General features: G+C 41.2%; 26 protein-coding genes. 19 read left to right on the top strand and 7 right to left on the bottom strand.

The features are described from left to right. The first annotated feature begins 22 nt into the window (after positions 1–22). Positions 23–886, top strand: a complete 864-nt coding sequence (gene ilvE / locus BROSI_RS11375) for a branched-chain-amino-acid transaminase (RefSeq protein ID WP_052563920.1) — start codon at positions 23–25, stop codon at positions 884–886. Here ilvE and lspA read toward each other — a convergent pair. The 3 genes from lspA to BROSI_RS11355 all read right to left on the bottom strand — a co-directional run bounded on the left by lspA (position 883) and on the right by BROSI_RS11355 (position 2,528). Then, positions 883–1,359 (bottom strand): signal peptidase II, encoded by a 477-nt coding sequence (gene lspA / locus BROSI_RS11370; protein ID WP_052563919.1) that lies wholly within the window; start codon positions 1,357–1,359, stop codon positions 883–885. The two genes, ilvE and lspA, sit on opposite strands and share 4 nt — an antisense overlap. Before the next feature lie 5 nt (positions 1,360–1,364). Beyond that, positions 1,365–1,745, bottom strand: a complete 381-nt coding sequence (locus tag BROSI_RS11365) for a TraR/DksA family transcriptional regulator (protein ID WP_052563918.1) — start codon at positions 1,743–1,745, stop codon at positions 1,365–1,367. A gap of 588 nt (positions 1,746–2,333) precedes the next feature. Continuing rightward, a complete protein-coding gene (locus BROSI_RS11355; RefSeq protein WP_052563916.1) occupies positions 2,334–2,528 on the bottom strand; it encodes a hypothetical protein in 195 nt (64 codons plus the stop codon). Between the two features lie 360 nt (positions 2,529–2,888). On the opposite strand from BROSI_RS11355, the gene BROSI_RS11350 reads away from it, so the two are divergent. Further along, a complete protein-coding gene (locus BROSI_RS11350) occupies positions 2,889–3,725 on the top strand; it encodes a tetratricopeptide repeat protein (protein WP_052563915.1) in 837 nt (278 codons plus the stop codon). 115 nt (positions 3,726–3,840) lie between these two features. Here BROSI_RS11350 and BROSI_RS11345 read toward each other — a convergent pair whose 3' ends face one another. The 3 genes from BROSI_RS11345 to mobA all read right to left on the bottom strand — a co-directional run bounded on the left by BROSI_RS11345 (position 3,841) and on the right by mobA (position 6,248). Beyond that, positions 3,841–3,999 (bottom strand): hypothetical protein, encoded by a 159-nt coding sequence (locus tag BROSI_RS11345; protein WP_157842496.1) that lies wholly within the window; start codon positions 3,997–3,999, stop codon positions 3,841–3,843. Between the two features lie 381 nt (positions 4,000–4,380). Further along, entirely contained in the window at positions 4,381–5,649 is a 1,269-nt protein-coding gene (hutI, locus tag BROSI_RS11340) for an imidazolonepropionase (protein ID WP_052563913.1), read from the bottom strand. Positions 5,650–5,651: 2 nt separating this feature from the next. After that, positions 5,652–6,248 (bottom strand): molybdenum cofactor guanylyltransferase, encoded by a 597-nt coding sequence (gene mobA, locus BROSI_RS11335; protein WP_052563912.1) that lies wholly within the window; start codon positions 6,246–6,248, stop codon positions 5,652–5,654. Positions 6,249–6,377: 129 nt separating this feature from the next. Between mobA and BROSI_RS11330 the strand changes: the two genes are divergently transcribed. The 14 genes from BROSI_RS11330 to BROSI_RS11265 all read left to right on the top strand — a co-directional run bounded on the left by BROSI_RS11330 (position 6,378) and on the right by BROSI_RS11265 (position 22,932). Next, on the top strand, positions 6,378–7,334 hold the full coding sequence (locus BROSI_RS11330; RefSeq protein WP_052563911.1) for a peptidylprolyl isomerase: 957 nt from the start codon (positions 6,378–6,380) through the stop codon (positions 7,332–7,334). A 92-nt stretch (positions 7,335–7,426) separates the two neighbouring features. Then, positions 7,427–8,614 (top strand): aminotransferase class I/II-fold pyridoxal phosphate-dependent enzyme, encoded by a 1,188-nt coding sequence (locus BROSI_RS11325; protein ID WP_052563910.1) that lies wholly within the window; start codon positions 7,427–7,429, stop codon positions 8,612–8,614. 11 nt (positions 8,615–8,625) lie between these two features. After that, positions 8,626–9,966 carry an electron transport complex subunit RsxC gene (gene rsxC, locus BROSI_RS11320; protein ID WP_052563909.1) on the top strand — a complete coding sequence of 447 codons (1,341 nt, stop codon included), beginning with the start codon at positions 8,626–8,628 and terminating at the stop codon, positions 9,964–9,966. 175 nt (positions 9,967–10,141) lie between these two features. Next, positions 10,142–11,173: an RnfABCDGE type electron transport complex subunit D gene (locus tag BROSI_RS11315; protein WP_052563908.1), complete on the top strand. Its 1,032-nt coding sequence runs from the start codon at positions 10,142–10,144 to the stop codon at positions 11,171–11,173. Between the two features lies 1 nt (position 11,174). Then, a complete protein-coding gene (locus BROSI_RS11310) occupies positions 11,175–11,903 on the top strand; it encodes an RnfABCDGE type electron transport complex subunit G (RefSeq protein WP_052563907.1) in 729 nt (242 codons plus the stop codon). A 28-nt stretch (positions 11,904–11,931) separates the two neighbouring features. After that, positions 11,932–12,459, top strand: coding sequence for an SMC-Scp complex subunit ScpB (scpB, locus tag BROSI_RS11305; protein ID WP_052563906.1), 528 nt, complete (start codon positions 11,932–11,934; stop codon positions 12,457–12,459). A gap of 128 nt (positions 12,460–12,587) precedes the next feature. Continuing rightward, positions 12,588–13,307 carry a deoxyribonuclease V gene (gene nfi, locus BROSI_RS11300; protein ID WP_052563905.1) on the top strand — a complete coding sequence of 240 codons (720 nt, stop codon included), beginning with the start codon at positions 12,588–12,590 and terminating at the stop codon, positions 13,305–13,307. A 146-nt stretch (positions 13,308–13,453) separates the two neighbouring features. Next, positions 13,454–15,163 carry a YvcK family protein gene (yvcK, locus tag BROSI_RS11295; RefSeq protein WP_052563904.1) on the top strand — a complete coding sequence of 570 codons (1,710 nt, stop codon included), beginning with the start codon at positions 13,454–13,456 and terminating at the stop codon, positions 15,161–15,163. Between the two features lie 209 nt (positions 15,164–15,372). Then, positions 15,373–17,604 carry a diguanylate cyclase gene (locus BROSI_RS11290; protein ID WP_162183242.1) on the top strand — a complete coding sequence of 744 codons (2,232 nt, stop codon included), beginning with the start codon at positions 15,373–15,375 and terminating at the stop codon, positions 17,602–17,604. 269 nt (positions 17,605–17,873) lie between these two features. After that, the gene (locus BROSI_RS11285; RefSeq protein ID WP_052563902.1) at positions 17,874–19,529 is read left to right on the top strand and encodes a phosphoenolpyruvate carboxykinase; all 1,656 of its coding nucleotides are present in this window, start codon (positions 17,874–17,876) and stop codon (positions 19,527–19,529) included. 95 nt (positions 19,530–19,624) lie between these two features. Continuing rightward, complete coding sequence (locus BROSI_RS11280) at positions 19,625–20,083, top strand: RrF2 family transcriptional regulator (protein ID WP_052563901.1); 459 nt, start codon at positions 19,625–19,627, stop codon at positions 20,081–20,083. A 69-nt stretch (positions 20,084–20,152) separates the two neighbouring features. Next, a complete protein-coding gene (locus BROSI_RS11275) occupies positions 20,153–21,199 on the top strand; it encodes an ABC transporter substrate-binding protein (protein ID WP_052563900.1) in 1,047 nt (348 codons plus the stop codon). A gap of 26 nt (positions 21,200–21,225) precedes the next feature. Next, positions 21,226–22,170 (top strand): ABC transporter ATP-binding protein, encoded by a 945-nt coding sequence (locus BROSI_RS11270; RefSeq protein ID WP_082059181.1) that lies wholly within the window; start codon positions 21,226–21,228, stop codon positions 22,168–22,170. Positions 22,171–22,173: 3 nt separating this feature from the next. Continuing rightward, positions 22,174–22,932: an ABC transporter permease gene (locus BROSI_RS11265; protein ID WP_052563899.1), complete on the top strand. Its 759-nt coding sequence runs from the start codon at positions 22,174–22,176 to the stop codon at positions 22,930–22,932. A gap of 83 nt (positions 22,933–23,015) precedes the next feature. Here the strand turns inward: BROSI_RS11265 and BROSI_RS11260 are convergent, their stop codons facing one another. Next, entirely contained in the window at positions 23,016–23,207 is a 192-nt protein-coding gene (locus BROSI_RS11260; protein ID WP_052563898.1) for a thioredoxin domain-containing protein, read from the bottom strand. 201 nt (positions 23,208–23,408) lie between these two features. Here BROSI_RS11260 and BROSI_RS11255 point away from each other — a divergent pair, with 201 nt between their 5' ends. From BROSI_RS11255 to BROSI_RS11245, 3 genes are read left to right on the top strand one after another with little or no spacing between them, the layout of a single operon-like run. Further along, positions 23,409–23,693 (top strand): hypothetical protein, encoded by a 285-nt coding sequence (locus tag BROSI_RS11255; protein ID WP_052563897.1) that lies wholly within the window; start codon positions 23,409–23,411, stop codon positions 23,691–23,693. 3 nt (positions 23,694–23,696) lie between these two features. Next, complete coding sequence (locus BROSI_RS11250) at positions 23,697–24,137, top strand: GatB/YqeY domain-containing protein (protein WP_052563896.1); 441 nt, start codon at positions 23,697–23,699, stop codon at positions 24,135–24,137. 57 nt (positions 24,138–24,194) lie between these two features. Beyond that, positions 24,195–25,454, top strand: a complete 1,260-nt coding sequence (locus BROSI_RS11245) for a response regulator (RefSeq protein ID WP_162183241.1) — start codon at positions 24,195–24,197, stop codon at positions 25,452–25,454. Positions 25,455–25,530: the final 76 nt, after the last annotated feature.

The following is a 25,530-nucleotide window of genomic DNA, read 5'->3' as shown; positions in this document are numbered from 1 at the left end:
GAAAGGAGTAAAAAATATAGCAATGGGATTGAAGATTTATATAAATGGCCAGATACTTCCTCAAGAAGAGGCCAGAATATCGGTTTTTGACCACGGGTTGCTTTATGGGGATGGAGTGTTTGAAGGAATACGTGCCTATAATGGAAAGATATTTACGCTGGACCAACACCTGGATAGACTTTACAACTCTGCAACGGCTATTGCTCTTAAGATACCCATAACAAAGGCTGAGATGGCTGATGCCATAAAAAAAACAATGGAGGCCAATAATCAGGCAGATTCCTATATACGCCTTGTTGTTACCAGAGGGGTAGGAAAACTCGGATTAGATCCCAACAAGTGTTCAATGCCGCAGGTCATCATTATTGCGGATACGATTGAGCTTTATCCAAAAGCGCTTTATGAAAAGGGACTCGACATCGTAACCGTTGCTACGATTAGGAACCATTTTTCTGCTCTTGACCCCAAGATCAAATCTCTCAATTATCTGAATAACATTTTGGCAAAGATTGAATCAATACAAGCCGGGGCTGGGGAAGCGTTAATGCTCAACAAAGATGGTTATGTAGCGGAATGTGCGGGTGACAATATCTTTATTTTTAAAGACGATACCCTTTTAACGCCTCCAGCGGGTGCAGGAATATTAATCGGCATCACCAGAAACGTCGTAATGGAATTGGCCACCAAGATGGGAATTCAGGTCAAGGAGGAATTAATGACTCGCTATGATTTATACATTGCTGATGAATGTTTTCTAACCGGGACAGCCGCGGAAATCATTCCTGTTGTGAAAATTGATGGGCGAGTAATTGGTACTGGCAAGCCCGGAAAAATCACTCTTGACTTGTTAAAAAGGTATCGAGACCTTACACGGAACGGTTTTTAGGCGGATTCGTTTAGCTTTGGAGAAGAGAATGAGGCAAAAACCATAATAGAGATGCCAATGCAAATCAGACCATCAGCAATATTAAAGGTAGGCCAATGATATTTATTTCCAATATGCAAATCTATAAAATCCCTTACATATCCATACCATATCCTGTCCCAGAGATTTCCTGCTGCACCTGCCAGAATAAAACCCAAAGCAAAATTTGACACAAAAAGAGATTTATCCGCCTTAATATAAATATATATAATAGCGGCGATTGCTATGAATGAAAAAACAATGAAGGCGTTGGTTTTGCCGGGGAACAGCCCAAAAATAACGCCTTCGTTCTTACTTTGCAATATATTGATTAATCCAGGGATTAAACTTATCTTTTCAAATTCATCTAATTTTGAGAATACGATCCATTTTGATACAACGTCTACGATAACACCACATACAGCCACGATAGCAAATGTAACAGGATTTTTCATAAAACCTATTTTAAAACGCTATCCATTTCCTCTTCCCGCTGACAATCTATACAAAGTTTTGCATAGGGGACAGCCTTCAGTCTGTCTTTGTTTATCTTTTTTCCGCATAATTCACAAATGCCAAAAGTACCTTCTTCGATCTTTTCCAAAGCAGCATCGATATTACGTAGACTTTCTTCTCCGCTCTGAATGAGCTCAATCATAAGATCTCTTTCGTAATTGTCCGTACCTACATCTGCCATATGTATTGGAACATTTGATAAATCACCAGACGCATCTTGCCTGGATCTTTTTAATGCCTCCCCTTGCATGGAATCCACTTTCCCGACGAGCCTTTCTCTTAAAGAAAGGAGGAGCTTTTTAAACTGAGCAAATTCTTCTTTCATTGTTCTTCTCCATGAATAAAATTGCAAAATAACCCATCTAAAGATACTCTATACCCGTTCGCGCATCACGCGTGCCCGAAAGACGACACAATCGGAAGGCTTGACTTAATATAATATATTAAAAAGATCGTGACGTTGCCTGTGACTCCTTGTTTTCGATTCCAAAGTCGTAGCATTTTAGCATATGATGAAAAACTAGTCAATAAAATTTGAGACCGTGTTATTCAAATAAAAATAGAGGAAAAAGAAGTTAAAGAAGATGTATGTGGAACTGTAGACGTTACAATGAATGAAGAAGGGTTCGGGAAAAAGGGGAACTTGCCGTCGAGCCTTGGGGAGTCCAGTTATGAAGGTGTCACTTTTAAGACGAACTTCAAATTTTGAGTTTGGCTCAGAGGTTACGGAATGTGGCGATCCTTTGAATGAGGAAAGTTTTACGATAAAAACCTTTCAGGATAATAGCTTTGGTTTACAAAATGATGTAACTATCGTTGTTCGCAAAACAAATTCTATAAAGCAAAGCGGGATAATGTTATATAACATTATCCCGCTTTTTGTTTGAATATAACTGACTAACCCTACAATTTTTTAATGCCCCTTTTTTCTTTCCTTCGTTTTTTCCGGAACAATATCATTTATCTGCCAATTTCGTTCGAAGGCCGTGCAAGACTTGTATGCCACATCACGCATAAGGATGTTACAAAATACATCTTTGCCATCCAAAACAATTGCATAATTACATCCAAAACAAATACTCTTCTTATTGGTTTTTTTATTTTTCATCTACTTATACTCCTTAAGTGGTAGTAGAAATAAGAACAACCAAATTCTACCTGATAAACACAGAACAAGTCAATGTAAAAAATAGTGTGCCTTTTTATAAGCCATACAGTTGAATTTATGATAGATATGCATAACGAAAATTTTTCTAAAAATATCCGAAATTACTTGCAAAATCTATTTGTAGGTGTATTATTATCCTCAAATAATAAAATGATTAAGCGACTATTTGATTTCCACAACTGATTGCAACATTATAGAATATTTTGATAAAGTTACTACAGCATAATTGTTGTTTGCATAGCAAACACGACAACCGTAAGTATATTTTTTGCCTTCCATCTTACTCAGGAGGAAGAAATAGTGCGAAGATTGCCTAAACTGAAATATATCGAGCTATTAATTTTTTTTATCTTGTTAATATTGACTGTAGACAGCAAAATAGTCCACGGGGTAGAAAATTTATATAAATATACGAAACATGAAGAAAGATTCCGGAAGAGCTCGTTTAATAAGTTCCATAGTGGACTCAGCCACACTATCGGGGGATTGGAAGAAAAATCAGACAATCTTGAGGCCATGAATCAAAATCTTGAAGGCCGGGTTAATATGCTCGCATCAGAGAAGGATAAGTTGAATAAAGCATATGCCCAAATAAAGACGAAACAATCTGCCATGGAAAAAGAACATGTCAAGCTGAAAAAGAAGGCTGCATCTTTGGAAGTTGCTTATAAGAAATTGTCTAGCAAGGTCAACGTGGCAAAAACTTCTAAAAAACCAAAGCCGGTAGCCAAGAAAAAGTCGGTTACAAAAACAACACAAAAGAAAGCCGGTGCCAAGTCTAAGAGTATAGCGAAAAAAGCATCTGGCAAAAATATTTCCGGCGCCGGGAAGAAAAAGACCACATCCATTGTGCAATCCTATCCTCCCATAGCGCCGGAAGTAAAAGCAACGGAAGAACAAAAAGGAGCTGAGGGAACTGGATTAGATATAAAAAAGATTAACGAGAGGGGAATTGAATACGGCAAGAAAGGTATGTATGACCAGGCAATAAAGGAATTTCAGAAAGTTGCAGCCATTGAACCCAACGTGGCCAATGTTCATTACAATCTTGGCCTTGCTTACAAAAAGAAAGGTATGATATCGGACGCCAACAGGGAATTTGCTGAATATGAACGGTTAAAGGGGCAAAATAATTAGTTCTTTAAAAAGAATTTTTTGACAAATTTAGCAAAAAAATATTCTGGTTAGGAATTCCCTTCTTTGGCCTAATCCAAAAATTTTCTCCCTAGAAGGGTTGATAAATTAATTTCATTTATTGCTGTAGAAGTATTTCTATCTGCCTTACATTATCATCGATAACAGTCTCATCGGGTACCTTCTCTAATTCTGCGCGTATGATATAAGTTCCTTCTTTTAATCCTTCGGTGTTCCAGGCATATACGATTTTCTGTGACGTCAAACCTTCTAGCATTTCAGCCTCCCTGCCAATTTGTTGTTTTGTTGTGGGACATGTTACCGTCAATATCGTTGTTGCCTTCGATGCCCTTTCATTTCCAATAACGATTTCAATATGAATTTTTCTTCCGATAGTAGCTCGTAAAGGCGCATCCAGGGATACGATTGTTACACCATGGACTACCGACTCTGTTTTTTCTTTTCATCGGCAGGAGCATAAGATGTTCCAATTGATAAAAAAGTCCATATGAAAAGAACTAAAATTACTCTCCTGCGTCTCACATCACATTTTATTCCCATAAATGACCTCCACGTTACCAAAAAAGGATATATACAATAATAATATTGTAATTATTTATTCTAATAAGATTACGGAATGAAAAGCACAGTTTTTTTATTATGAATCTATTAACTGCATATTTTCTACAACTATCTTGCCTTTCTTTATTGTGGTCTTCACGTGATTTATGCTAAAATAGTAAGGCAATTGAGTGTACTCCTGGATATCAAGAATTATCATATCCGCTTGTTTTCCAACCTCTATGCTTCCAATCCGGTGTGCTGCTCCGATAGCGTGCGCTGCATTTATCGTGGTAGCGTTAATTGCTTGGGCAGGTGTCATACCCATCTTGAGACATGCCAGGGTTATTATCATTTGCATATTACCACTGGGGCATGTACCTGGATTAAAATCAGTTGCCAATGCAACGGGCACCCCATTTTCTATCATTTTCCTTGCTGGTGCATAAGTATCTTTCATCAGAAAGAAAGGTACGCCCGGCAATAAAACACAAAGAATATTGCTCTTTTTTAGCCTTACTATATCACGCTGTTTGATATTGTCAAGATGGTCTGCTGAAATTGCATTCAGTTGAATAGCCAATGACACACCACCGATATCTTTAAATTCATTGGTATGTATCTTTAACCTAAAACTTGACGCTTTTGCTGTTTTAAGGATTCTTTCAGACTGTTCTGCACTAAAAGCACCTTCGTCACAAAAAACATCGCAAAAGGTTGCATAAGGTTTTACTTTCGGCAGCATATTGCATATTAAATTAACATAGCTATTTGGGGAGTGTTTATATTCGGGAGGAATTACGTGGGCGCCGAGAAAGGTAGCTACAATATCCATAGGATGTGTTTTTTGCAGATATTGTATGGTCTTGAGGATTTTGAGTTCACTTTTCATATCGAGTCCGTATCCACTTTTAATTTCCACGGTAGTTGTACCATGTAAAAGCATGGTGTCGAGGTGTTTTCTCGATAGTTCAGCAAGGTTCTGGATTTTTAGTTTACGGGTATTTTCAACGGTACTTAATATTCCTCCTCCCTTTTTAAGGATCTCTAAATAGGTCTCTCCTTGAATACGCTGGATAAACTCTCCCGTACGGTCACCGCCAAAAATGGTATGGGTATGACAATCCACAAAGCCGGGCAAAACAACTTTTCCGGCAGCATCTATGATTTTTGTATCCTTCCTGTGATACTTTTTTTTCAGTTTCCTGGTCGTACCAATATCAATAAAATATCCGTCTCTTATAACAACAGCGCCATCCTTGATAATCCCGATTTCATCCATCCTATGAAATGTTTTCGGTTTTTGGGATGCGTCTGCAACAGTCACCAATTGACCAATATTTTGCACAAATAAATCGGGCAACATGTTCATGATTCCCTTTGATTTGGCGCCTTATAGTCACAGTATTTCTGGTATTCTTCCGGGGTATTCAGATTGACAAGTGGCTGTGTGGGTACATCCAGTTCCTTGAATTCCTGCTCATCGACAATTTTTACCTTTACTTCTGAAAAAAAATCGATGATTCGCAGTCGCCCTTCATTCAGACAACGATACATTGGCTGTATGCAATTCCTGGAATAAAAGGCATGCAGAGGTTCTAGCCCTCGACTTGTCTGTGGTACGACCACATCGTAGCCACCGATCTGTTCCCTGAGATAAAGGATTATCTTTTCGTGGATAAAAGGCATATCACAGGCTATTACGAAGCTGTGAAAACTTGTAGAACGTATGAGACCCGCACAAATGCCGCTGAGCGGGCCTCTCTCTGGCAGTATATCGGATACAATGGGTAGGTTCAGATGGGCATACAGCCTGGCATCGTTTGCGGATAGAATGATTTCATCGAAGATTTTATTCAATCTTGCTATTTGATGTTCGATGAATGTTTTGTCTCCGTACGGAAGAAATGCTTTATTAAAACCCATTCTGCGGCTTTTCCCGCCTGCCAGTATAATCGCTGTCACTTACTATCTCCCATAGGTATTAAGCCAAAAAACATTGACACCTTAATTTTAACTGTGATATAATTCAAAATCAATTTTATATATTTTTATATTCACTATAACTCTCTTTCCTTTACAATGTTTACTCTTATGAAAATCCGTGTAGCTGTTACCCTTTTTTCTCTGATGCTTTCTGCCGATACGTTTTTTACACAAACGATCTTTGGCGAGGTAACGAACGCTGTTAAATCAACGAAGAGCGAATCTCCGGTTATTACCGATAAAAATATTGTGGCAATCGTAAATGGTCAAAAGATTACAAGACAAGATCTTTATAGCCTGCTGATTGATACGTATGGAGAAGATGCGTTAGATGTGCTCATCCGAAGGACGCTGATCTATCAAATGGCGGAAAAAGAAGGGGTTGGTGTTTCAAATAGTGAAGTGGAACAGAAGTTAAAGATTCTTGTTAACAGTGAAGTTGAAGGCTTAATGCGCACATATCGGATAAAAGACAGGGCAGACCTGGAAAAAGAGTTAGTCAAGATCGGCAGCAGTATTACGCAACTTGAAGAAAAGCTCTCCAGAAAGATGAGAAAACAAGCTGAGGTTGAACTTATTGCTGAAAAACTCATGACAAAAACAATTGCTGTGACAGACGAAGAACTGCAGAGGGCATACGATGAAGAGTATGGCGAAAAAATTGAGGCCAGCCAGATAGTCTTTAGAACCCGCAGGGAGGCCGAAGATGCGCTCAAAAAATTAAAATCCGGTGCCGATTTTGCTACCCTTGCAAGAAACGAATCTGTCGACCGCGCCTCTGCTGTCCGGGGCGGAAAGATGCAGCCTTTTAGCCCAAAAGACAGTTTGGGTGCAGACGTGGCGCGCTTGAAGGTTGGTGAACTCAGTGACATTATCAAAACAGACTACGGCTACCATATTATTAAAATTCTTGACAGGAAACCTGCAAGTAATAAGAGTTTTAAGGCGGTCAAGGGAGAATTGGAAAAGATCGTCAGAAATCAACAGTACAAAGAAAGAATAGGTCCCTGGCTGATTAGTTTGATAGAAAATGCTTCGATTACGAAAAATTTGGTTAGCGATTGAATTTCAAACAGTTGTTATCTGTATAATGATCTATAATTATGGAAAAGGTTCTTTTGTAACTGAACAGTATTGATTCTAGAGAAAAGGATGCAATGTCAGAAGAGTTTGTGATTAATGTCGCTAATAGAGTTAAGCAATTACCTCCTTATCTGTTCGGACGATTAAACGCCTTAAAATACGAAAAACGACGTAATAATATTGATGTAATTGACTTGGGCATGGGGAATCCGAATGACCCTACACCTCAACCAATAATTCAGAAATTGTGCGAGGCTGTACAGGATCCAAGGAACCACAGGTATACCGTTTCGGCCAATGGCATATTCAATCTCAGACGAGAAGTCGCCAAATATTACGAAAAGCAGTTTAATGTAATCCTTGACCCAGAAGAAGTAGTTTGCACTATCGGATCAAAAGAAGGGATATCTCACCTGTGTTTGGGGTTATTGGAAACAGGCGATACTGTTGTAGTACCCAATCCCGCCTTTCCCATTCATATCCATGCTGTAAATTTAGCCGGTGGCAATGTCGTCAGTGTACCACTTACGGAAGATGAGAAGTTTTTGCCAAACCTGATCAGTACGGTCAAAAGTCTTAAGCCGCACCCGAAGATGCTTATTTTAAATTTCCCCCATAATCCCACTGCTGCTACCATCGAATTGAGTTTTTTCGAAGAGATTGTAGCCTTCGCGAGGAAACATAATATTATTGTTGTCCATGATTTTGCATATTGCGGAATCGCATTTGATGGGTACAAGCCGCCTAGCTTCTTACAAGTCAAAGGCGCAAAAGAGATCGGTGTGGAATTTAATACCATGTCTAAATCATTTAACATGGCTGGCTGGAGGCTTGGGTTTTGCGTAGGAAACAAAGAGATTGTCAGTACTCTGGCAAAAGTTAAGGGATATTACGATTATGGTATTTTCCAACCCGTACAAATAGCCTCCATCATCGCACTCCGGGAATGTAATAAATACACACAGGAGCAGGCGCAAATTTACCAGAACAGAAGGGATGTGCTTTGTGACGGACTGAATCGTATCGGATGGAACGTCAAAAAACCAAAGGCATCTATGTTTGTATGGGCTCCCATTCCAGAAAAATGGCGATCTATGGGTTCGGTGGATTTTGCTTATAAACTCATGAATGAAGCAGAGGTGTCCGTCGCTCCTGGAGCTGCCTTTGGGGAACATGGTGAGGGATATTTGCGATTGGCAATTGTGGAGAATGAACTACGCCTCAAACAGGCCGTACGCCAGATTGATCGTGCATTGAGATAGCCGCTGAGCCAATGATAACCTTTGTTAAATCAAAATTTAAAACATTTGTCGGCGGTATACACCCAAGCGAAGATGGGAAGGTTCTTACCCAGGATAAGAAAGAAGTATCCATCCCACTCCCCAAAACCGTATACTTGTTTATGAGTCAGCACATCGGTGCTCCAGCCAAACCAATTGTCAAAAAAGGAGATATTGTCAAAAAAGGACAGTTGGTTGGCGATGCACAGGGTTTCGTTTCTGCAAACGTGCATGCCTCTGTTTCTGGTAAAGTCATTGATGTTGTTCCCTGGCCACATCCAGTCACAGGAATAAGGTCTTCGGCCGTTATTATAGAAAATTCCGGGGAGGATTCCTGGATTGAAGGTGTGAATGTTGCTTCTGATATCGATCTCGTTACACCTGATGAGATCAGAAAGCGCATCCAATCGGCAGGTATTGTAGGCTTAGGTGGCGCAACTTTTCCTACCCACGTAAAACTCACCCCTCCCAAAGATAAAGCAATCGATACGGTCGTTATGAACGGTGCAGAATGCGAACCATATCTTACCTGTGATTATCGGCTTATGTTAGATAAACCTCATGAAATTATCCAGGGTTTGAAATTGGTTATGAGGTGTGTAGGATGTAAAAAGGCACATATCGGCATCGAGGCAAATAAGGCTGATGTTTATACCCTCTTTAAAGATATTTTATCAAATGAGCCCCATATAAAAGTAGACCTGATGGAGGTAAAGTATCCACAGGGGGCGGAGCATCAGCTCATTAAAGCATTATTGGGCAGAGAATTTAAACCGACTCAGTTGCCCTTAGAGGTAGGCGCTATTGTAATCAACGTGGGAACGGCCTTTGCTGTGTATGAGGCGGTGAAATTCAGAAAGCCATTGATCGAAAGATTAGTCACTGTTACGGGAAATGGGGTAGAAAACCCGCAAAATTTTTGGGTGCGTTTGGGGACGCCTGTAAGACAATTGTTAGAAGAGGCAAAGATTACAGCGAATGTCAGTAAGATTATTTTTGGTGGTCCCATGATGGGTGTTGCACAGGGGAATATAGACACCGCCGTTACTATCAAAGGAACGGGCGGTATTCTTGTGTTAAGAGACGCTCAAAAGTGGGAATCCCACGCCTGTATCCGATGTGGGCGTTGCATCAATAGCTGTCCCTATGGGCTTAATCCCAGCGTGTTAAGTATCCTCTGTGAAGCAAAAGAGTTTAGCCTGGCGCTGGAAAATAACATTATGGAGTGCAAGGAATGCGGCTGTTGCAGTTATATTTGCCCGGCGAAAAGACCAATTGTTCATAGTATTAAATTTGCAAAAGCCGAGATTGCCAAACAGAAGGTAAAAGCATAACGCAGCACAGCTGCATCTAAAGATAGCCTCTCCTATTTCCCCCCTTCGCAAGGAGGGGACAAAGGGGAGGTAAAAAAACTTGTTAAAAAAAGAAGTTTTACGGTGTAATACTTATAGATGGTAATTTTTATGGGCAAGGATAAATACGGATTGTTAAGTCTTTTAAAAAACTTCGATGTCGAACCAGATTCAAAGTAATACTACCTTAATTGTTAGTGCGTCCCCCCATATCCGTGATGTGGAGAGTATCCCCAGGATTATGTGGGCTGTGGTGTTTTCACTGATTCCTGCCGGGGTTGCCGGTATTTTTACCTTTGGATATTACTGCCTCTACGTTGTTTTTTTAAGTTGTATCGCTGCTGTTGTTGCTGAAATATTTATTTTACTGTTACGAAAACAGCCAATTGTGAATACCATCAAAGATGGCAGTGCTGTTGTTACCGGGATTCTGTTGGCATACACATTGCCGCCGAGCGTTCCCTGGTATGTCCCTGTAGTGGGGTCTTTCTTTGCAATTACCATTGTAAAACACGCCTTTGGTGGTTTAGGAAACAACATCTGGAACCCTGCTCTGGCAGCACGCGCATTTTTGCAGGTGGCGTATCCTGCCGTTATCAATTCAGATTGGCGCGTCCTGCAACACGGAATTGGCAATCTTGTTCATAGTATTACTAAGGTCGATCCAGAAGGCAAACTGGTGGATGCTATCACAAGGGCGACTCCGCTGGCAAAAGAAGCAGGGGCAGAGACATATCGCCTTACTCAATTATTGATGGGAAATGTTCCAGGTTGTATAGGGGAAACTTCCGTGATCGCATTATCGCTGGGTGGCTCTTATCTGATTTACAGGCATTGCGTCAAGTGGTATGTCCCTGTTTGTTATATAGCAACGGTCTTTGTTATGGTCTTAATTTTACCTTCACGGATCGTAATGCCATGGGCTAATGACCCATTTTATCATATCTTTGCAGGCGGGTTATTTTTGGGTGCATTCTTTATGGCTACAGATATGGTTACCTCTCCTTTAACAAAACGAGGGCTTTTCATCTTTGCAGTTGGCGCCGGTGTGCTAACGGTGCTGATCCGTTTGTATTCTGGTTATCCAGAAGGGGTATGCTATTCCATATTGCTCATGAACACAGCGACACCCCTGATTGATCGATTTACGAAACCTCGACTCTATGGAACCAGCGTGAAAAAGGTTTAATATGCAAAAGAAGGCACAATACACGATTACTCTGACGATGGTTTCTCTTTTGGCCTCGCTTGGGGTGTCATCGGTTTTTTTACTAACCAAAGACACGATCAAAAGGAAGGACTTGGCAGTTCGTACAGAGGCGCTGTATATTGTGCTTCCCGGTTTGGAAGGTTCTCCGATGGAGGTAACACCATCGGAGATAGCAGATCAAGACCGTGTCTATAAGGGGCTGAACAAAGCAGGGCAGCTTATTGGTTATGCAGCATGCGGAGAGGCCCAGGGGTACTCGAGTAAGATTAAAGTCATGGTGGGAACTGATCCCGGTCTTGAAAAGATTATCGGGATCAATATACTCGCACAAAACGAAACCCCGGGGCTCGGTACAAAGATGACTGAGGTTGAAAGTACCTCTACATTGTGGAGTGTAATCTTTGGCAAGGAACTGAAAACAATTGATTTGAATAGCGAAGAATCCTGGCAATTGCCAATTTACGGGCAGCCTGAGAGAATAAAAAAATTTGGATTATTAAAAAAAGAGAAAAAACCTCTACCTTGGTTTCAAGAGCAATTCAAGCATAAAACCTATAACCAACTAGTCGTATCAAAGGTGAAAGATGAAGAAAAGATTACGGCTATTACAGGTGCTACCATATCCACAAAAGCGGTTATTAATGCAGTGCAGAATGCCATTGATAAAATAAAGGGTGTTGTTCAAACTCCTGTCTGGGAAATTAAGTAGTTTTTAAAAATCAACGGTATCGTGGTATATGAAAAGAATTGAAGAAATCAAACCCATCGTTGAATCCTTGGTATTTGCAGCCGAAGAACCCATTACCCTCCGTAAACTCACAGACATTATCGAAGGTGTTGATAGTGTTCAAATTCAGGAAGCAATTACACAGTTAAAAAATGATTATGATATGCAGGGCAGGGCATTTCAGATTGAAGAAATTGCAGGGGGGTATCAATTATTTACTAAACCTGAATATTATGAATGGATAGCGAAGTTGCGAAAAAAGACAGGAGAAACGAAACTCTCGCAAGCAGCCCTTGAGACACTTGCTATAATTGCTTACAAGCAGCCAATTTTACGGGCAAATCTGGAGGCCATCCGTGGAGTTCAATCAGGTCAAATTATCAGGCTGCTCATGGAGAAAGACCTTGTTAAAGTTGTGGGGAGGGACGAATCATTAGGGCACCCCCTGCTCTATGGCACCACAAAAAAGTTTCTCGAATATTTCGGGTTGAATGATATTAAAGACCTGCCTAAGATTGAAGAATTGGAAGCGCCATAATAACTAGTAGTTTAGCACGGTATTATAAAATTGCTATGATTTATTCTGCAGTCCTTACTACAGCCGCAGATTAAAAATCGTAAATCTGAATTCTTTTATTTCTGGATTGAGCAAGCAGGTATTGTCAGGTGAAATTCAACCGATTACATCCATGGTGTGTAGACTACAAAAAGGCTGTCCAGATACAGGATACTTTAAGAGACCTGTTAATCTTAAAAAAAACTACGGGAAAAATTTGTACCATAGCGGGTGCAGATGTTTCTTACGACAAGCACAGCGATCGATTCTTTGCTGGCGTAGTTGTGTTTACATTTGGTAAACAGTTGGAAAAGATTGAGGAAAGTACGGCTGTGGGCAAGGCGGGATTTCCCTATATTCCCGGTCTTCTTTCTTTTCGTGAGGCGCCCATCCTGCTTAAGGCATTTAAAAAACTGAGAAACAATCCGGACGTTATCCTTTTTGATGGGCAGGGCATTGCCCATCCCCGTTATTTTGGACTGGCGTCACATATGGGGCTGATCCTTGATACACCTTCCATCGGATGTGCAAAAAGCCGACTGGTGGGTGAGTACCGTTGTGTCAAAAATATTGCGGGTGAATATTCGAAACTCTTCTATAAGAACAAAGTCGTTGGCGCTGTACTGAGGACGAAAGCAAACACCAATCCAATCTTTGTATCCCCTGGCCACAAGGCAGATCTGCCGTTTGCAATCCGTATTGCTTTGAAGACCTGCCGTGGATATCGTATCCCCGAACCAATACGGCATGCCCATTTGCTGGTAAATAAAGTGAGGAGGAAACTCGCAATACATGTGCCAGCTGCTCCTGTAAATGAACAATATAATTGAATGATTTAAAAGAAAATGTACAATGTATAATGCTAACACACAAGCATGAATGCAGGTTGTTTTAATATCTCTGTTATGGGCAAAGCTCACTTAGCTTCAATTGACTGAACAGTATAAAAGTATTTACTTAATCGAGGGTATTATATATGAAAATAAAGGCTGTGATCTTTGATTTGGACGATACATTGTACGATTGTACTGGTTCACTTATTGATGCATCCAGGCGGCGCGCTGCCAGGGCAATGGTCGAGGCTGGACTGCCTTGCACCGAAGAAGATGTCTATCAGTTACAAAAGGAGCTTACCGACAGGCACGGTCCGTACTATCTCGTATTTAACGAAATCGTGAACAGATATCATGCCGATGACAAATTAGTCAGCATTGCCTATAAGGCATACAATAGTAGCGAAGTCTCTGAGATTAAACCGTTTCCAGATGTTATTCCTACGCTGAAGGAAATGAGGGATAAAGGCTATAAACTTTTTCTGCTATCCGTTGGTGTCCATGAACGACAGGAAAAAAAGATAAACATCCTTGGATTAAAACCATACTTTGATGAAATTGTAATCAATGATCAGGAAATCGGCCTTCTCATGGACGATTGCATTCGTGACCTTATCGGAAGGTATAATATTAATCCAAGGGAGACCATCATGGTGGGTGACAGGGCGCGGGATGAGCTACGGATTGCCAAATTGCTTGGGATGACCACCATCCAGATGTTACATGGAAGATTTAAGTGTGAGCCTGTGGTAAATGAGTGTGACAAGCCAGACTATAAGGTCAAACGCATTTTCCAGATTCCTACCATTCTCCAACTCAACAATATGGGAAAAACGCCTGAAAGACTGAAGATTGTTGCTATCGGAGGAGGCACGGGGCTTCCTATTATGCTCGAAGGTTCAAAAACGTACAGTAAACATCTCACCGCTGTGGTAACAGTCACCGATTCAGGGCGAAGTTCTGGCGTTTTGAGAGAGGAATTCGGAATACTCCCGCCAGGCGATGCAAGAAATTGCCTGGTAGCGCTTTCTGAAACGGAAGAACAAGAACGGGAACTATACCAGTTGTTTCAGTACAGGTTTAATAGGGGTTCACTGGAGGGTATGAGTCTTGGGAATTTACTGATGACTGCATTAACGGATATAACGGGCAGTTTCGAAGAAGCCATTAAAAAAGCCAGTAAGATATTAAACATTCGGGGAAAGGTGCTCCCCTCGACCCTGGACAATACTCACATTTGTGCACAACTGGAAGATGGAACCTATGTAGAAGAAGAATTTAATGTGCGTGCAGTAGGAAAGCCGCCAATTAAGGACGTCTTTTTAAAAGATAACAATGTGGCGTCTCCATCCGAAGCCGTAGAAGAAATTCTGAAAGCCGATATCATTGTAATAGGCCCGGGCAGTCTTTATACGAGTATTATAACGAATCTTTTAGTTTCAGGCATTCGAAATGCCATTCGGAACAGTAAGGCTACCAAGATTTACGTGTGTAATATTGTTACCCAACCAGGCCAAACTGATCACTATAAAGTTTCTCATCACATTAATGCTATTATAAAATACCTTGGGGAAGGCGTACTGGATTATGTTATTGTGAATAATAATATTCCCCGCAAGGACATCCTGAATAGATACCAAAAAGAAGGAGCGGGGGTGGTTTTTATGGACGATGGTGTTTATAATTTGAACGTTAATGTCAAAAAAGCAGACTTGGTCGAAGACATTAGCCAGAAGCGTATCCTCTGGGAAAAACAAGATTTGCTCAGGCATGATCCAGACAAGCTCGCCGATTCAATTTGCAGGGTATATGCAAATTTGCCGTTATTAACGACAGGCGCCAGTCAGGTATAGGATTTGCTAGCCTTTTGCACAGAGTATTTTGGAATCAGTATATTACAATACTTCATCAGTGTTCACTCCCTCATACAGAAAATATCCCTCATCTTGCAATCACACAGAAAAGGGCACAGTATATTGTAAAAGCCCCAATTTGCCGAAGTCCTAAGTTGATACTTATGGCCGGGGGGGGGATTAGAGGTGTGATACATGTTTACCTATACATGAATCTATTCAAAAATCTACCCATTGGTACAAAACTTCTTATCGTTCTTCTGCTGGTATCTATCCTGCCGCTTCTTACCGTAACATACGGGTTTTATCGGTCAGCGAAAATCAAGTTGACGGAACAGACGATCCACCTCCTTGATGTCCAAACAAAAAACACTTCGGCGGCCATTCATAACTTCATAAACTTTAAGTTCAAGCATATTAATGGGCTTTTCAAGATACCTCAGTTGATTCGCATCCTGAAGGCATCCAGAGAGAAACAGCCACATCTCTTTTTTCAAACCACCGCTTTTTTCCGGGCCAGATTACGTATCGACCCTGATTTTTTAGCCGCCTTGCTTTTCGATAGTGAGGGGCATGTAGTGTTGAATACAAACAATATGACGGGCGTGAACTACGCTGCGAGACCCTTTTTCTGTGAGGCCATGAATGGAACAAACTATGTTTCGGCGCCATGCATGGATGGGGGAGTGCCCAGTATTTATTTTAGCGTACCCATCTATGATAAAGATAAAATATCCGGAGTTCTGGCGCTACAGTGCAGGGCTGAGGAATTATGGGAGATTGTTGAACATGAGAATGGACGGATAGGTGTAGGAAATATGGTAATGCTGTCAAATTCGGATGGGGTGCGTATTGCCCATTCCGCAAAAAGGGATTTGGTTTTTCAATCATGGGCGCCTATAAAGCCAGAAGCCAAAGAACAGATCCTGAGGGGAGACCGATATGGAATTGATATAAAAGAGATAATCTCTACTGATATACCAGAGGTAATGGATGCGGTAACTAAGGTGTCACCTCCCCATTATTTCCAGCATCGGCTGGTAGTGGGAACGTCTACCTATCATTCGGTGCTCAGGGTTACAAGTAACGGATGGCGGATTATTGGCACGATACCCGAAGCGACCTTTCTTGAGCCTGTGAAAAGCCATATGTCTTATGTTTTAAGTATTGCTGGTGTTATAGCCTGTGTCGTTGCGGGAGTGTCTATCGCCGTTGGACGATTGGGAACAAAACGTATCAATGTTTTTACCTCAATATCGAAAGAGATCGCCAGGGGTGATTTTACCAAAGAAGTCCCTTTTACGCATGGTGATGAGATTGGACAGTTAGGAAGAACCTTTAATGTCATGATTGCCTCTATTAAGCGGAAGATTGAACAGCTCAAGTATCTTAATGATGTGGCGATAGAGGTACATTCCCATATTGAGATTGATCGATTATTGCAGGACATTGCCAATATTGCCAAAAGGCTGATTAATGCCGAAATGAGTGCTCTTCTTTTGTCAGATGAGGGCGGTGAAGAGATAAAACATTTCAAGGTTTCTCTGCCGAATCCATCGGAAGCGGTTTGTGGTGAAGGTCAATCGAAGGGTGGGTTTGGAGGGATGGCGCTGTCGAAAGCTCTAAGCGAGGGCGCTAAAGCCATGGTGCGGTCTTGTGGGTTTTTGGAGAGGGTGCTATCGAAAGGTATGTCCCTGCGGCTGGATAATGTGGCAAATGACCAATATCATGCAAGTTTGCCGGTAAATCATCCTCCTATCGATACGCTTTTGGGTGTGCCGATTAAAATGAACCATACGGTCATAGGCGGGTTGTTCCTGGCAAATAAGGTCAACGATGAGCGATTTACCCTGGAGGATGAAGAAATTCTCTTTACCCTGGCTTATCAAGCGGCTGTTGCAATAGAAAATGCAAAACTGTACGGAGAAGTCCAACAGCTTGCGATTACCGACGGACTTACTAATTTAGTAAATCATAAGGAATTCCACAGGAGGCTGGATGAAAACACTGAAGGTTCGAAACGTTACCAGTATCCGGTTTCGCTTTTAATGATCGATATAGACCATTTTAAGCATTTTAACGACACATACGGGCACCAGACAGGTGATCAGGTTTTGAAGACCGTTGGCGATCTAATCAAGGCGCACGTTCGGGTCGTCGACGTCTGTGCCCGTTATGGAGGGGAGGAATTTGCCGTACTATTGAGGGAGACAGATATACTCCCTGCGGTTACCCTCTCCGAACGAATACGTTCTACCATTTATGCATACCCGTTTAAACATGACGGGATGAGGTCCCAATTGTCAGTCAGTATTGGTGTTGCATGCTTTCCTCAAGATGCGAATAATGCAGAAGACCTTGTAAAAAGGGCAGATGAAGCGTTATATGCAGCAAAGAGAACCGGCCGAAACAAGGTCTGCTGTTGCAAATCTTCTCAATGAGATTGAATCCTAGGTATTGTTTATTTTAGAAATGAAAAATATATACCTATAGTACTGATCCCCGTTTTTTCTTTGCATAATTCGTTTAATTTACTATAATGGGAAAATTTTAAGTTGGATTCAGAGCCTTTTTGAAGGTAAATTTGTGTTTTAATATTAGAAAAATCAATGTGGCTGTAGGGGCGCGGTAACCTCACCCCTGCAGATGCACAAAAGCTGCCGAAGGTTTGATTTAATAATTACATTACAGGCTGATAAGGGGATTCGAAATGTCATCACCTACGCCATCGTCCGTAAAAGAGTTTCAGGTAGTGAATTGGATTATAGAATATTTAAAAGGTGCTCCGAATGTTATTAACTCTACTGATTGGACATTGCGTCGCAGTGCTGAACGGTGTGCATCATTTACCAAATTTGGGAATGTGGCTGTCCATTCTACCGTCAAGAACCGTAGCGCAAAAGTAACTGTTTATGTGGGGAGCGATGCTGTTCGTCAGAAGACGCTTAATCCGCAGCAAACGGAGATCATGGACAATCTTTCTAAAACATTATGTTCTCTTGAAGAATACGTCAAACTGGCGCCTATTGTACGGATAAATCGAACCATGGGAAATAATGATGAATTTTCACCAAATTGTACCATTTTTGTTTCCATCCAGAGGCCTGAGATGATCCGTCTTGCCTATATGACATGGGCGACACTTTTTCCAGTCAAACCTCATGGCGAACCGAAACAGCATATTCTTTATATTCCTGAATGGCAGGAGGGTGAACGACAAATTCTGGTCTTTCCGGAGATAAGCACGACGGTTGTTTTGGGGACTGATTATTATGGTGAATCCAAAAAGGGATTCCTGAGGATGGCCATGTGGAATGCCAAACAGCGGGGGATGCTGGGTCTTCATGCGGGTTCAAAGATTTTGAAGGCGAAGGGGCCGGATGGGCGTCTGAGAAGATACGGAATGCTTATCTTTGGGATGAGTGGCACCGGGAAAACAACACATACCTGTCATACCCATGGATTAAACGACAAGGACGAAGGAATTGAAATACTTCAGGATGACGTGGTCTTTCTCAAGAAAGATGGTACCGCCTATGGTTCTGAGCGTGGGTTCTATTTAAAGACTGAAGGTCTCGACCCTGTAACTCAGCCGGTCATTTACAAGGCTGCAACATCCCGCGATGCAATCTTTGAAAATGTGATGATCGATTACGAAGGGAATCTCTATTTTGAAAACGATACGTTGACCAGCAACGGACGGGGAATTATGATCCGGGAGGATCTTAGTCCATATATTTCGAACGACATCAATCTGCCTCCTGTTGATGTCCTGGATGAGTTAATTGTTGCCTTTATTACTCGCCGCCATACTGTGGTACCCCTTGCCGCCAGACTCACACCGGAACAGGCGGCAGCCGCCTTCATGCTGGGTGAATCCATTGAGACGTCTGCAGGTGATCCAAGGCGCGCAGGAGAATCTATCAGGGAGGTGGGTACTAATCCGTTTATTATAGGGGACAAATCATATGAAGGAAATTGGTTCTATGATTTTGTGAAGCGGCACGAAGGCAAGGTTCAATGCTACCAGTTAAATACAGGAGGTCTTGGGGAGATTATTGAAAACCATCCAAACGGTGTTAAAGTTTTTAAACGTAAGGTGCAACGGGTAGAGATCCCGGAGATGTCAGCTATTATCCGGGGTATTGTGCGGGGTACTAACAAATGGGTTAAAGATAAATACTGGAATCTTGAAGTGCCTGCATTCGTTGAAGGTATGGATTTGTCCAGATACAATGTCGAAAAATTCTATGAAGTGGATAGCATTATCAATCAGGTATCTGATTTACGGTGTGAACGTGTTGCTTATATAGAAAAATTTAACACGCTGGACAAAGTCATTATTAAGGCGGCAGAAATAATGTGAGAAAACAGGTGTAAAAAAGTAGTTGACATTCTTTTTTGTTTTGTTAAAATGTCTACAACTTCTATATATATTGTTATTGTGGATGGACAAGATTTATGAAACTATCTAAAAAAAGTGATTATGCCTTACGGGCGATGATCTATCTTTCCATGAATTATAAAAATGGCGCTGTACAGATCAAGGAAATTTCTGCAAAAGAGAAGATTCCGCAAAAATTTTTAGAAAATATTCTTCTTACCCTCAGAAAAGTAGGCATACTCAATAGCAAGATAGGTCTTAAAGGCGGTTATGAACTGGCAAGGTCGCCTGATTTGATTACATTAGGGGAAGTGATCCGTGCGCTTGATGGCGCTATTGCACCGGTGGACTGTGTGAGTAAAATATCTTACAAGCCATGTTCAGAAGAAGTAACCTGTGTCATACGAGGTGTGATGATGGACATTCGGAACGCAATTGCAGATGTGCTGGATACAATGACTTTCGCCGATATGTGTAAGCGTGTTAAGGAGTCACTGGAAAAAAGAACGAATGACGTGTTAACGTATTCAATATAATAAATTTTTTTTGGTTAAATATCTATTAAGACGGTAGAATTTGTTGTACTTTGTTAAGACCTCAGAAATATGGTTACTATTTTGAGAATCCGGGTTAGTTTGTTGCTCTTGTTTTTTTTCATTGTTACCGGTAATGCCTGTTCACGGAAGATTACGGATACCTCTGTTCGGGTAGGATATTTTCCAAATATCACCCATGCGCAGGCTGTTATTGGGATGGCCGATGGTACCTTTGCGGCATATCTGGGACCTCAGATCAAGATAAAGTCAACTCTGTTTAATGCGGGTCCTTCTATTATCGAGGCGGTATTTTCTGGGGATATAGACATTGCATATGTCGGCCCGAGTCCTGTTATCAACGGATATGTGCGGTCAGGTGGAAAAGCGTTAAGGGTAATTGCGGGTGTGGCAAGTGGTGGGTCGTTGTTTATAGTAAGGCCTGATTCCAGGGTAAAAAAAGCTGCTGATCTTTCCGGGAAGAGGATCGCAACGCCTCAGCTCGGGAACACACAGGATATTGCCCTTCGGGGATATATCAGAAATTGTGGCCTGAAACCAAGAGAAAAAGGCGGAACAGTCGATATCCTCCCGTTACGCAATCCTGATATTTTAAATCTTTTTATGCGAAAACAAATCGATGGCGCCTGGGTGCCGGAACCGTGGGGAACAAGGCTCATTAAAGAGGCGGGTGGCGAGGTTTTTCTTGATGAAAAAACTTTATGGAAAGACGGTCGGTTTAGTTCTGCGCTCATGATTGTTGGAACGAATTTTTTGGAAAAACACCCTGATTTGGTCAAACGGTGGTTGGCAGCTCATGTCAAAATAACCCGTTGGATCAATCAACACCCAAAAAAGGCAAAGAGGAATGTTTGTAACCAGATTAAGGCTCTTTCGGGTGTGTCCCTCCCAAAAGAAGTTATTGATGATGCATTCTCACGACTGGAGGCTACCTACGATCCTATCATCCCGTCACTGTTCTCTTATGCAGAAATGGCATATCATGCAAAGTTTTTGGGAAATCAAATGCCCGATTTGTCCGGGTTGGTTGACTTGAGGTTACTCAACGAGGTGCTCAAAGAGAGATCATTGCCCCTGGTAAAAGTGAATAATAAATAATTGAGGCTATTTGGAGGTGGTAAACAATGTCGGAAAGCGTAGGAATTGAGAATTTGATAGAATTGGATCATGAAAAAGTTGATAGCGAACTGGCAACATCTCAAGTGAATAATGTTGTAAGATCAGATTTATGCATTCGGCATGTGTCTAAATCGTTTCAATCAAAAAATGGAAGTGTGTATGTATTGGAAGATATAAATCTGGAAATTAAACAAGGGGAATTTGTCTGCCTTGTTGGGCCTTCCGGATGTGGAAAAACCACGCTTATGAATATCGTTGCAGGCCTTGAAAAGGCTGATTCGGGGGAAGTATGGGCCAATGGTCGCAGAGTTAATTGCGCCGGGCCGGATCGGGTTGTAATATTTCAGGAAGCAGCCCTTTTCCCCTGGCTCAATGTGGTAAAAAATGTTGAATTCGGTTTAAAACTAAAAGGTATAAATGGTAAGGAGCGCAGGAATATTGCCCTTGAATATCTCAAGATGGTGCATTTGACAAAATTTCAGAATGCTCATGTACATGAACTGTCCGGCGGTATGAAACAACGAGTAGCAATAGCAAGGGCGCTGGCGATGAATCCGGAGATGCTTTTAATGGATGAGCCCTTTTCTGCATTGGATGCGCAGACGAGATGGATACTCCACTTCGAATTGCAGAATATATGGATGAAGACGAAGAAGACGATCCTGTTTGTTACGCATAATATCCGTGAGGCGGTATGTTTGGCGGATCGTATCTTTATCCTTTCTACTTCTCCTGGAAGAATCAAGAAAGAGTTTTTTGTTGATTTACCACGGCCACGGGATGACAACGATGTAAACGTGGCAGAATATTCCACGAAGATCATGAAAGAACTAAAAGCCGAAATTGATAAGGTGGTGAAACATGAGATGGATACAGATTCGTGTATTGAGTGTGATATAAAATGCACAACGGAAGCGCCTGCAAAGACAGATATTGGCGGAGGGATTTGAGAAATGTATAGTATACTGAAAAGGGTGATATTCTTTCTTCTCCTTATAGGCCTTTGGGAACTATTATTTTTGTGGGGGATATGGCCAGAATATATCCTTCCTTCTCCTGTTTCCGTATGTAAGACATTGGCTCGGGGATTCCATGATCAAAGCCTTCTGATTGGAGTAGCAATAAGTATGAAAAGAATCGCCATTGGTTACGGAATTTCTATTGGTATCGGTGTTCTTGTAGGATTACTTATCGGCAGATTCCGAATTTTTGAAGAGACACTCGGTTCTTTGATTTCCGGTCTGCAAACATTGCCGACCATTTGTTGGTTACCCCTCTCCCTGCTTTGGTTTGGTTTGAACGATAGGGCGATTATATTTTTGGTTTTTATGGGTGCGGTGCTTTCTATTGCTACCGGGACGGATTCCGGGGTTAAAAATGTGCCTCCGCTTTATATTCGTGCTGCAAAGACTATGGGTGCAAGAAGATGGAAACTGTATCTTGAGGTAATTATTCCGGCCGCCCTCCCGAATATCCTTATAGGGATGAAGCAGGGTTGGTCTTTTGCCTGGCGTTCGTTAATGGCTGGTGAATTATTAATCGTATGCCTGGGATTGGGACACCTTTTGATGATTGGAAGAGAATTAAATGACATGAGTCAGGTCATTGCCGTAATGCTGGTAATTATTATGATCGGTATCCTGGTCGACCGGCTGTTTTTCATGAAGGTGGAAAGGCGCATCCGTGAACGTTGGGGATTGGTTAAGTCATAAGTTAAATCTTTCGGCTCTGCTCAGAATGCAGTTATACTGGGCGGAGCCGAGGTGTAAAGAAAGGTTTAGCATCGATACCTCAATTAGATATTAACCTCAACGGGTAGTTCCATATTTTGCATTGAAGCCAGGACTAAAGCTTCCTGGTCGATTCCGTCCTCTGGCTGCTTTATCCGGTCTGCATTTCTTTCAACAAACTGTATTCCTTCAGCCCTGTATTTCTTCTTTAAAGACTCACATTTTGGACAGTCCGGCGCCGTGTATATATATTTCATTCAATATTCTCCATAAAGGACAACAAAATTATTACTGAAAGCAAAAAATCAGTGTTGCTATTTTACTAAAAGAGACGATTCTTTCAAGAGTAATTTTTTCAGGTTTCCTTGTCATTCAGAGACAAACGTTTTTGAGATAATTGTTTGACTGGATAAATCTTATGTGTTATATTTCACAAAAAATTTCGAAAGGATACATGTATGCGATTTATCGGATTACTTATTGCGGCGGGAGTAGCCGTTTGGGTGTACACGGATGCAAAAAAAAGAGGTTACAAGACACTTGCAGCCACCGGCTGGATGATGGGTGTTTTTTTGCTGATGATTGTCTTTTTACCGATATATTTGATTATGAGGACAAGGCAAACCAAGCAGGTAGAAATCTTAACACCGTGTAAGTACTGCGGGAAATATTACGAGGGTACGCCTTTATATTGCCCTAATTGCGGGCACAAAGTGGGCGGGTATTCATTTAAAGAGGAATAAGCCATGAATGTAAAAGAACGGGTAACGGAAGAATTAAAATGTGCTATGAAGGCACAAGATAAATTACGGACATCGGTGCTGCGTATGGTGCTTGCCGATATCAAGATTGCAGATACATCCGGTAAACCAAAGGACCAGATCGACTATGTTGAGGTCGTTCGCGGGTATTATAAGAAACTCAAGAAGACCCGCGAAGAATATGAAAAACTCCATCTGCCGGATAAAGTAAAGGAGTTGGATGGAGAGATTGCAATTGTTGAGGAATACTTGCCAAAACAATTGCCAGATGATGAAATTAAAAAAATTGTCAATGAAGTCATTGAAACGAATAAATTTACTGCGAAAGAGATAGGTGCTGCAATGAAGCTGATTATGAGCAAATATGGCAGTTCAGTAGATGGGAAAAAGGTACAAATGTACTTAAAAGAGAATCTGAAAGGTTGATGAAATTATTCATAAAATGCCATGTACAACGAACCCTGGAAGGAACCCCTTTTAGAATTGTCAGTTGATGAACTTAAAACAGCACAGAGTTTTATCTCGGAATTAATTCAGACATTGGAGGTGCTACAGGAGTCAAAGACAGAACCGATTATAATATTTCCACCTGAGAAGAATATCAATATTGATGATCGCCGCGCCGAAAAGCGATTTGATATAGAGATCGAAGGGGTTTGTTCCGTTATGGAAAGAGGGGTGTCTGAAATATTTCCGGAGATACCGATTCGTATAAAGGATATTTCCAAACACGGGATTCGATTTGTTATCGACAGGCCCTTAACGCCAGGCGATATTTTAACAATAAAATTTTATCTGTCATCGATAAAGACTTCGGGACAGCTTTATAAAAATCCTCAGAAGAAAATTTATGTTGAAGTAAGGAGGGTATTTGAGTCCCTGACATCTACGGGTGTTAAATATGAGATTGGCGCTCAATCTGTTGAAAGTGAGAGAGTCATCGAGTTAATTAAAGAGAGGGAGAAGTATACCCTCATAAACAAGCAATTGGCCGCGAAGGGTGACGTAAAGATAGTAATTGTGTCCATGAAAGAGGCACGATCCAAATATCTGGAGGACTTGTTGCAAAGACAGGGATACATTGTTTATGAGGCCAACAAAAAGCAACAGGCTATTGCATTATTGCGAAAGAACAAATGTGATATTGTTGTCTCGGACTTAGACACCGTGAGGATTAATGAATTTGAGTTATTAAAAGACATTCGGGATGAGTTTCCTGATATGGGATCAATTGTTGAAATAGAAACTATTGAAGATTGGATGCATATTTTGTCTTTCGGGGTAAGCGATTACCTGACAAAAAATTTCAGTGACAGGGAATTGAATATTATCATTGAGTCGGTACAGAAAAAATTATTATACAAAAGTATGTTCGGCAGTCACCTCAGAAAGAGGCAACAGGCCAACCAGAATGTATTGGTAGTGAGCGGGAATGAGATTTTTAAGAAACTTCTCTGTAATGTATCCAAAGGAAAGGGCTTAAGATTGTTTTTTGTTAATTCCACAGGGCACGCAACTGCTGCTTTGAAGAGATATAAAATTGATTTTATCCTTGTGGATACTGAGGTTGGGGGTTTAGATGGATGTCGATTCCTTATGGACATAAAAAAGAAATTTCCCAACATCGTGACCGCTGTAGCTTCTAAAAACCTTCAGGAACGGTGTGATTTTTTGATAAATGGCGCTGACAATTTTTTTGCTGAGCCGATTGCCATGAAAGAAATACTCGCACTCGTAAGTTGACGGTGCCTGCCGCTCTGCACAGCACGGCATTATTTTGTGAAAAAAATACGTGATAAAAAAACTTTAGGTCATAAGT

It is taken from the genome of Candidatus Brocadia sinica JPN1 (genome assembly GCF_000949635.1).
GTDB lineage: Bacteria > Planctomycetota > Brocadiia > Brocadiales > Brocadiaceae > Brocadia > Brocadia sinica.
Note: the sequence above shows the minus strand (reverse complement) of the source record. Positions and strands in the feature narration are given on the sequence as shown.

Bases quoted from the DNA above. Each gene is read 5' to 3' on its own strand.
- rsxC (WP_052563909.1), top strand. From the start codon at position 8,626: ATGATAACCTTTGTTAAATCAAAATTTAAAACATTTGTCGGCGGTATA.
- BROSI_RS11365 (WP_052563918.1), bottom strand. From the start codon at position 1,745: ATGAAAGAAGAATTTGCTCAGTTTAAAAAGCTCCTCCTTTCTTTAAGA.
- BROSI_RS11345 (WP_157842496.1), bottom strand. From the start codon at position 3,999: ATGCTAGAAGGTTTGACGTCACAGAAAATCGTATATGCCTGGAACACC.
- ilvE (WP_052563920.1), top strand. From the start codon at position 23: ATGGGATTGAAGATTTATATAAATGGCCAGATACTTCCTCAAGAAGAG.
- BROSI_RS11290 (WP_162183242.1), top strand. From the start codon at position 15,373: ATGAATCTATTCAAAAATCTACCCATTGGTACAAAACTTCTTATCGTT.
- BROSI_RS11330 (WP_052563911.1), top strand. From the start codon at position 6,378: ATGAAAATCCGTGTAGCTGTTACCCTTTTTTCTCTGATGCTTTCTGCC.
- BROSI_RS11280 (WP_052563901.1), top strand. From the start codon at position 19,625: ATGAAACTATCTAAAAAAAGTGATTATGCCTTACGGGCGATGATCTAT.
- scpB (WP_052563906.1), top strand. From the start codon at position 11,932: ATGAAAAGAATTGAAGAAATCAAACCCATCGTTGAATCCTTGGTATTT.
- lspA (WP_052563919.1), bottom strand. From the start codon at position 1,359: ATGAAAAATCCTGTTACATTTGCTATCGTGGCTGTATGTGGTGTTATC.
- BROSI_RS11250 (WP_052563896.1), top strand. From the start codon at position 23,697: ATGAATGTAAAAGAACGGGTAACGGAAGAATTAAAATGTGCTATGAAG.
- BROSI_RS11275 (WP_052563900.1), top strand. From the start codon at position 20,153: ATGGTTACTATTTTGAGAATCCGGGTTAGTTTGTTGCTCTTGTTTTTT.
- BROSI_RS11285 (WP_052563902.1), top strand. From the start codon at position 17,874: ATGTCATCACCTACGCCATCGTCCGTAAAAGAGTTTCAGGTAGTGAAT.
- hutI (WP_052563913.1), bottom strand. From the start codon at position 5,649: ATGTTGCCCGATTTATTTGTGCAAAATATTGGTCAATTGGTGACTGTT.
- BROSI_RS11255 (WP_052563897.1), top strand. From the start codon at position 23,409: ATGCGATTTATCGGATTACTTATTGCGGCGGGAGTAGCCGTTTGGGTG.
- BROSI_RS11260 (WP_052563898.1), bottom strand. From the start codon at position 23,207: ATGAAATATATATACACGGCGCCGGACTGTCCAAAATGTGAGTCTTTA.
- BROSI_RS11315 (WP_052563908.1), top strand. From the start codon at position 10,142: ATGTCGAACCAGATTCAAAGTAATACTACCTTAATTGTTAGTGCGTCC.
- BROSI_RS11265 (WP_052563899.1), top strand. From the start codon at position 22,174: ATGTATAGTATACTGAAAAGGGTGATATTCTTTCTTCTCCTTATAGGC.
- BROSI_RS11310 (WP_052563907.1), top strand. From the start codon at position 11,175: ATGCAAAAGAAGGCACAATACACGATTACTCTGACGATGGTTTCTCTT.
- BROSI_RS11325 (WP_052563910.1), top strand. From the start codon at position 7,427: ATGTCAGAAGAGTTTGTGATTAATGTCGCTAATAGAGTTAAGCAATTA.
- yvcK (WP_052563904.1), top strand. From the start codon at position 13,454: ATGAAAATAAAGGCTGTGATCTTTGATTTGGACGATACATTGTACGAT.
- BROSI_RS11355 (WP_052563916.1), bottom strand. From the start codon at position 2,528: ATGAAAAATAAAAAAACCAATAAGAAGAGTATTTGTTTTGGATGTAAT.
- BROSI_RS11270 (WP_082059181.1), top strand. From the start codon at position 21,226: ATGTCGGAAAGCGTAGGAATTGAGAATTTGATAGAATTGGATCATGAA.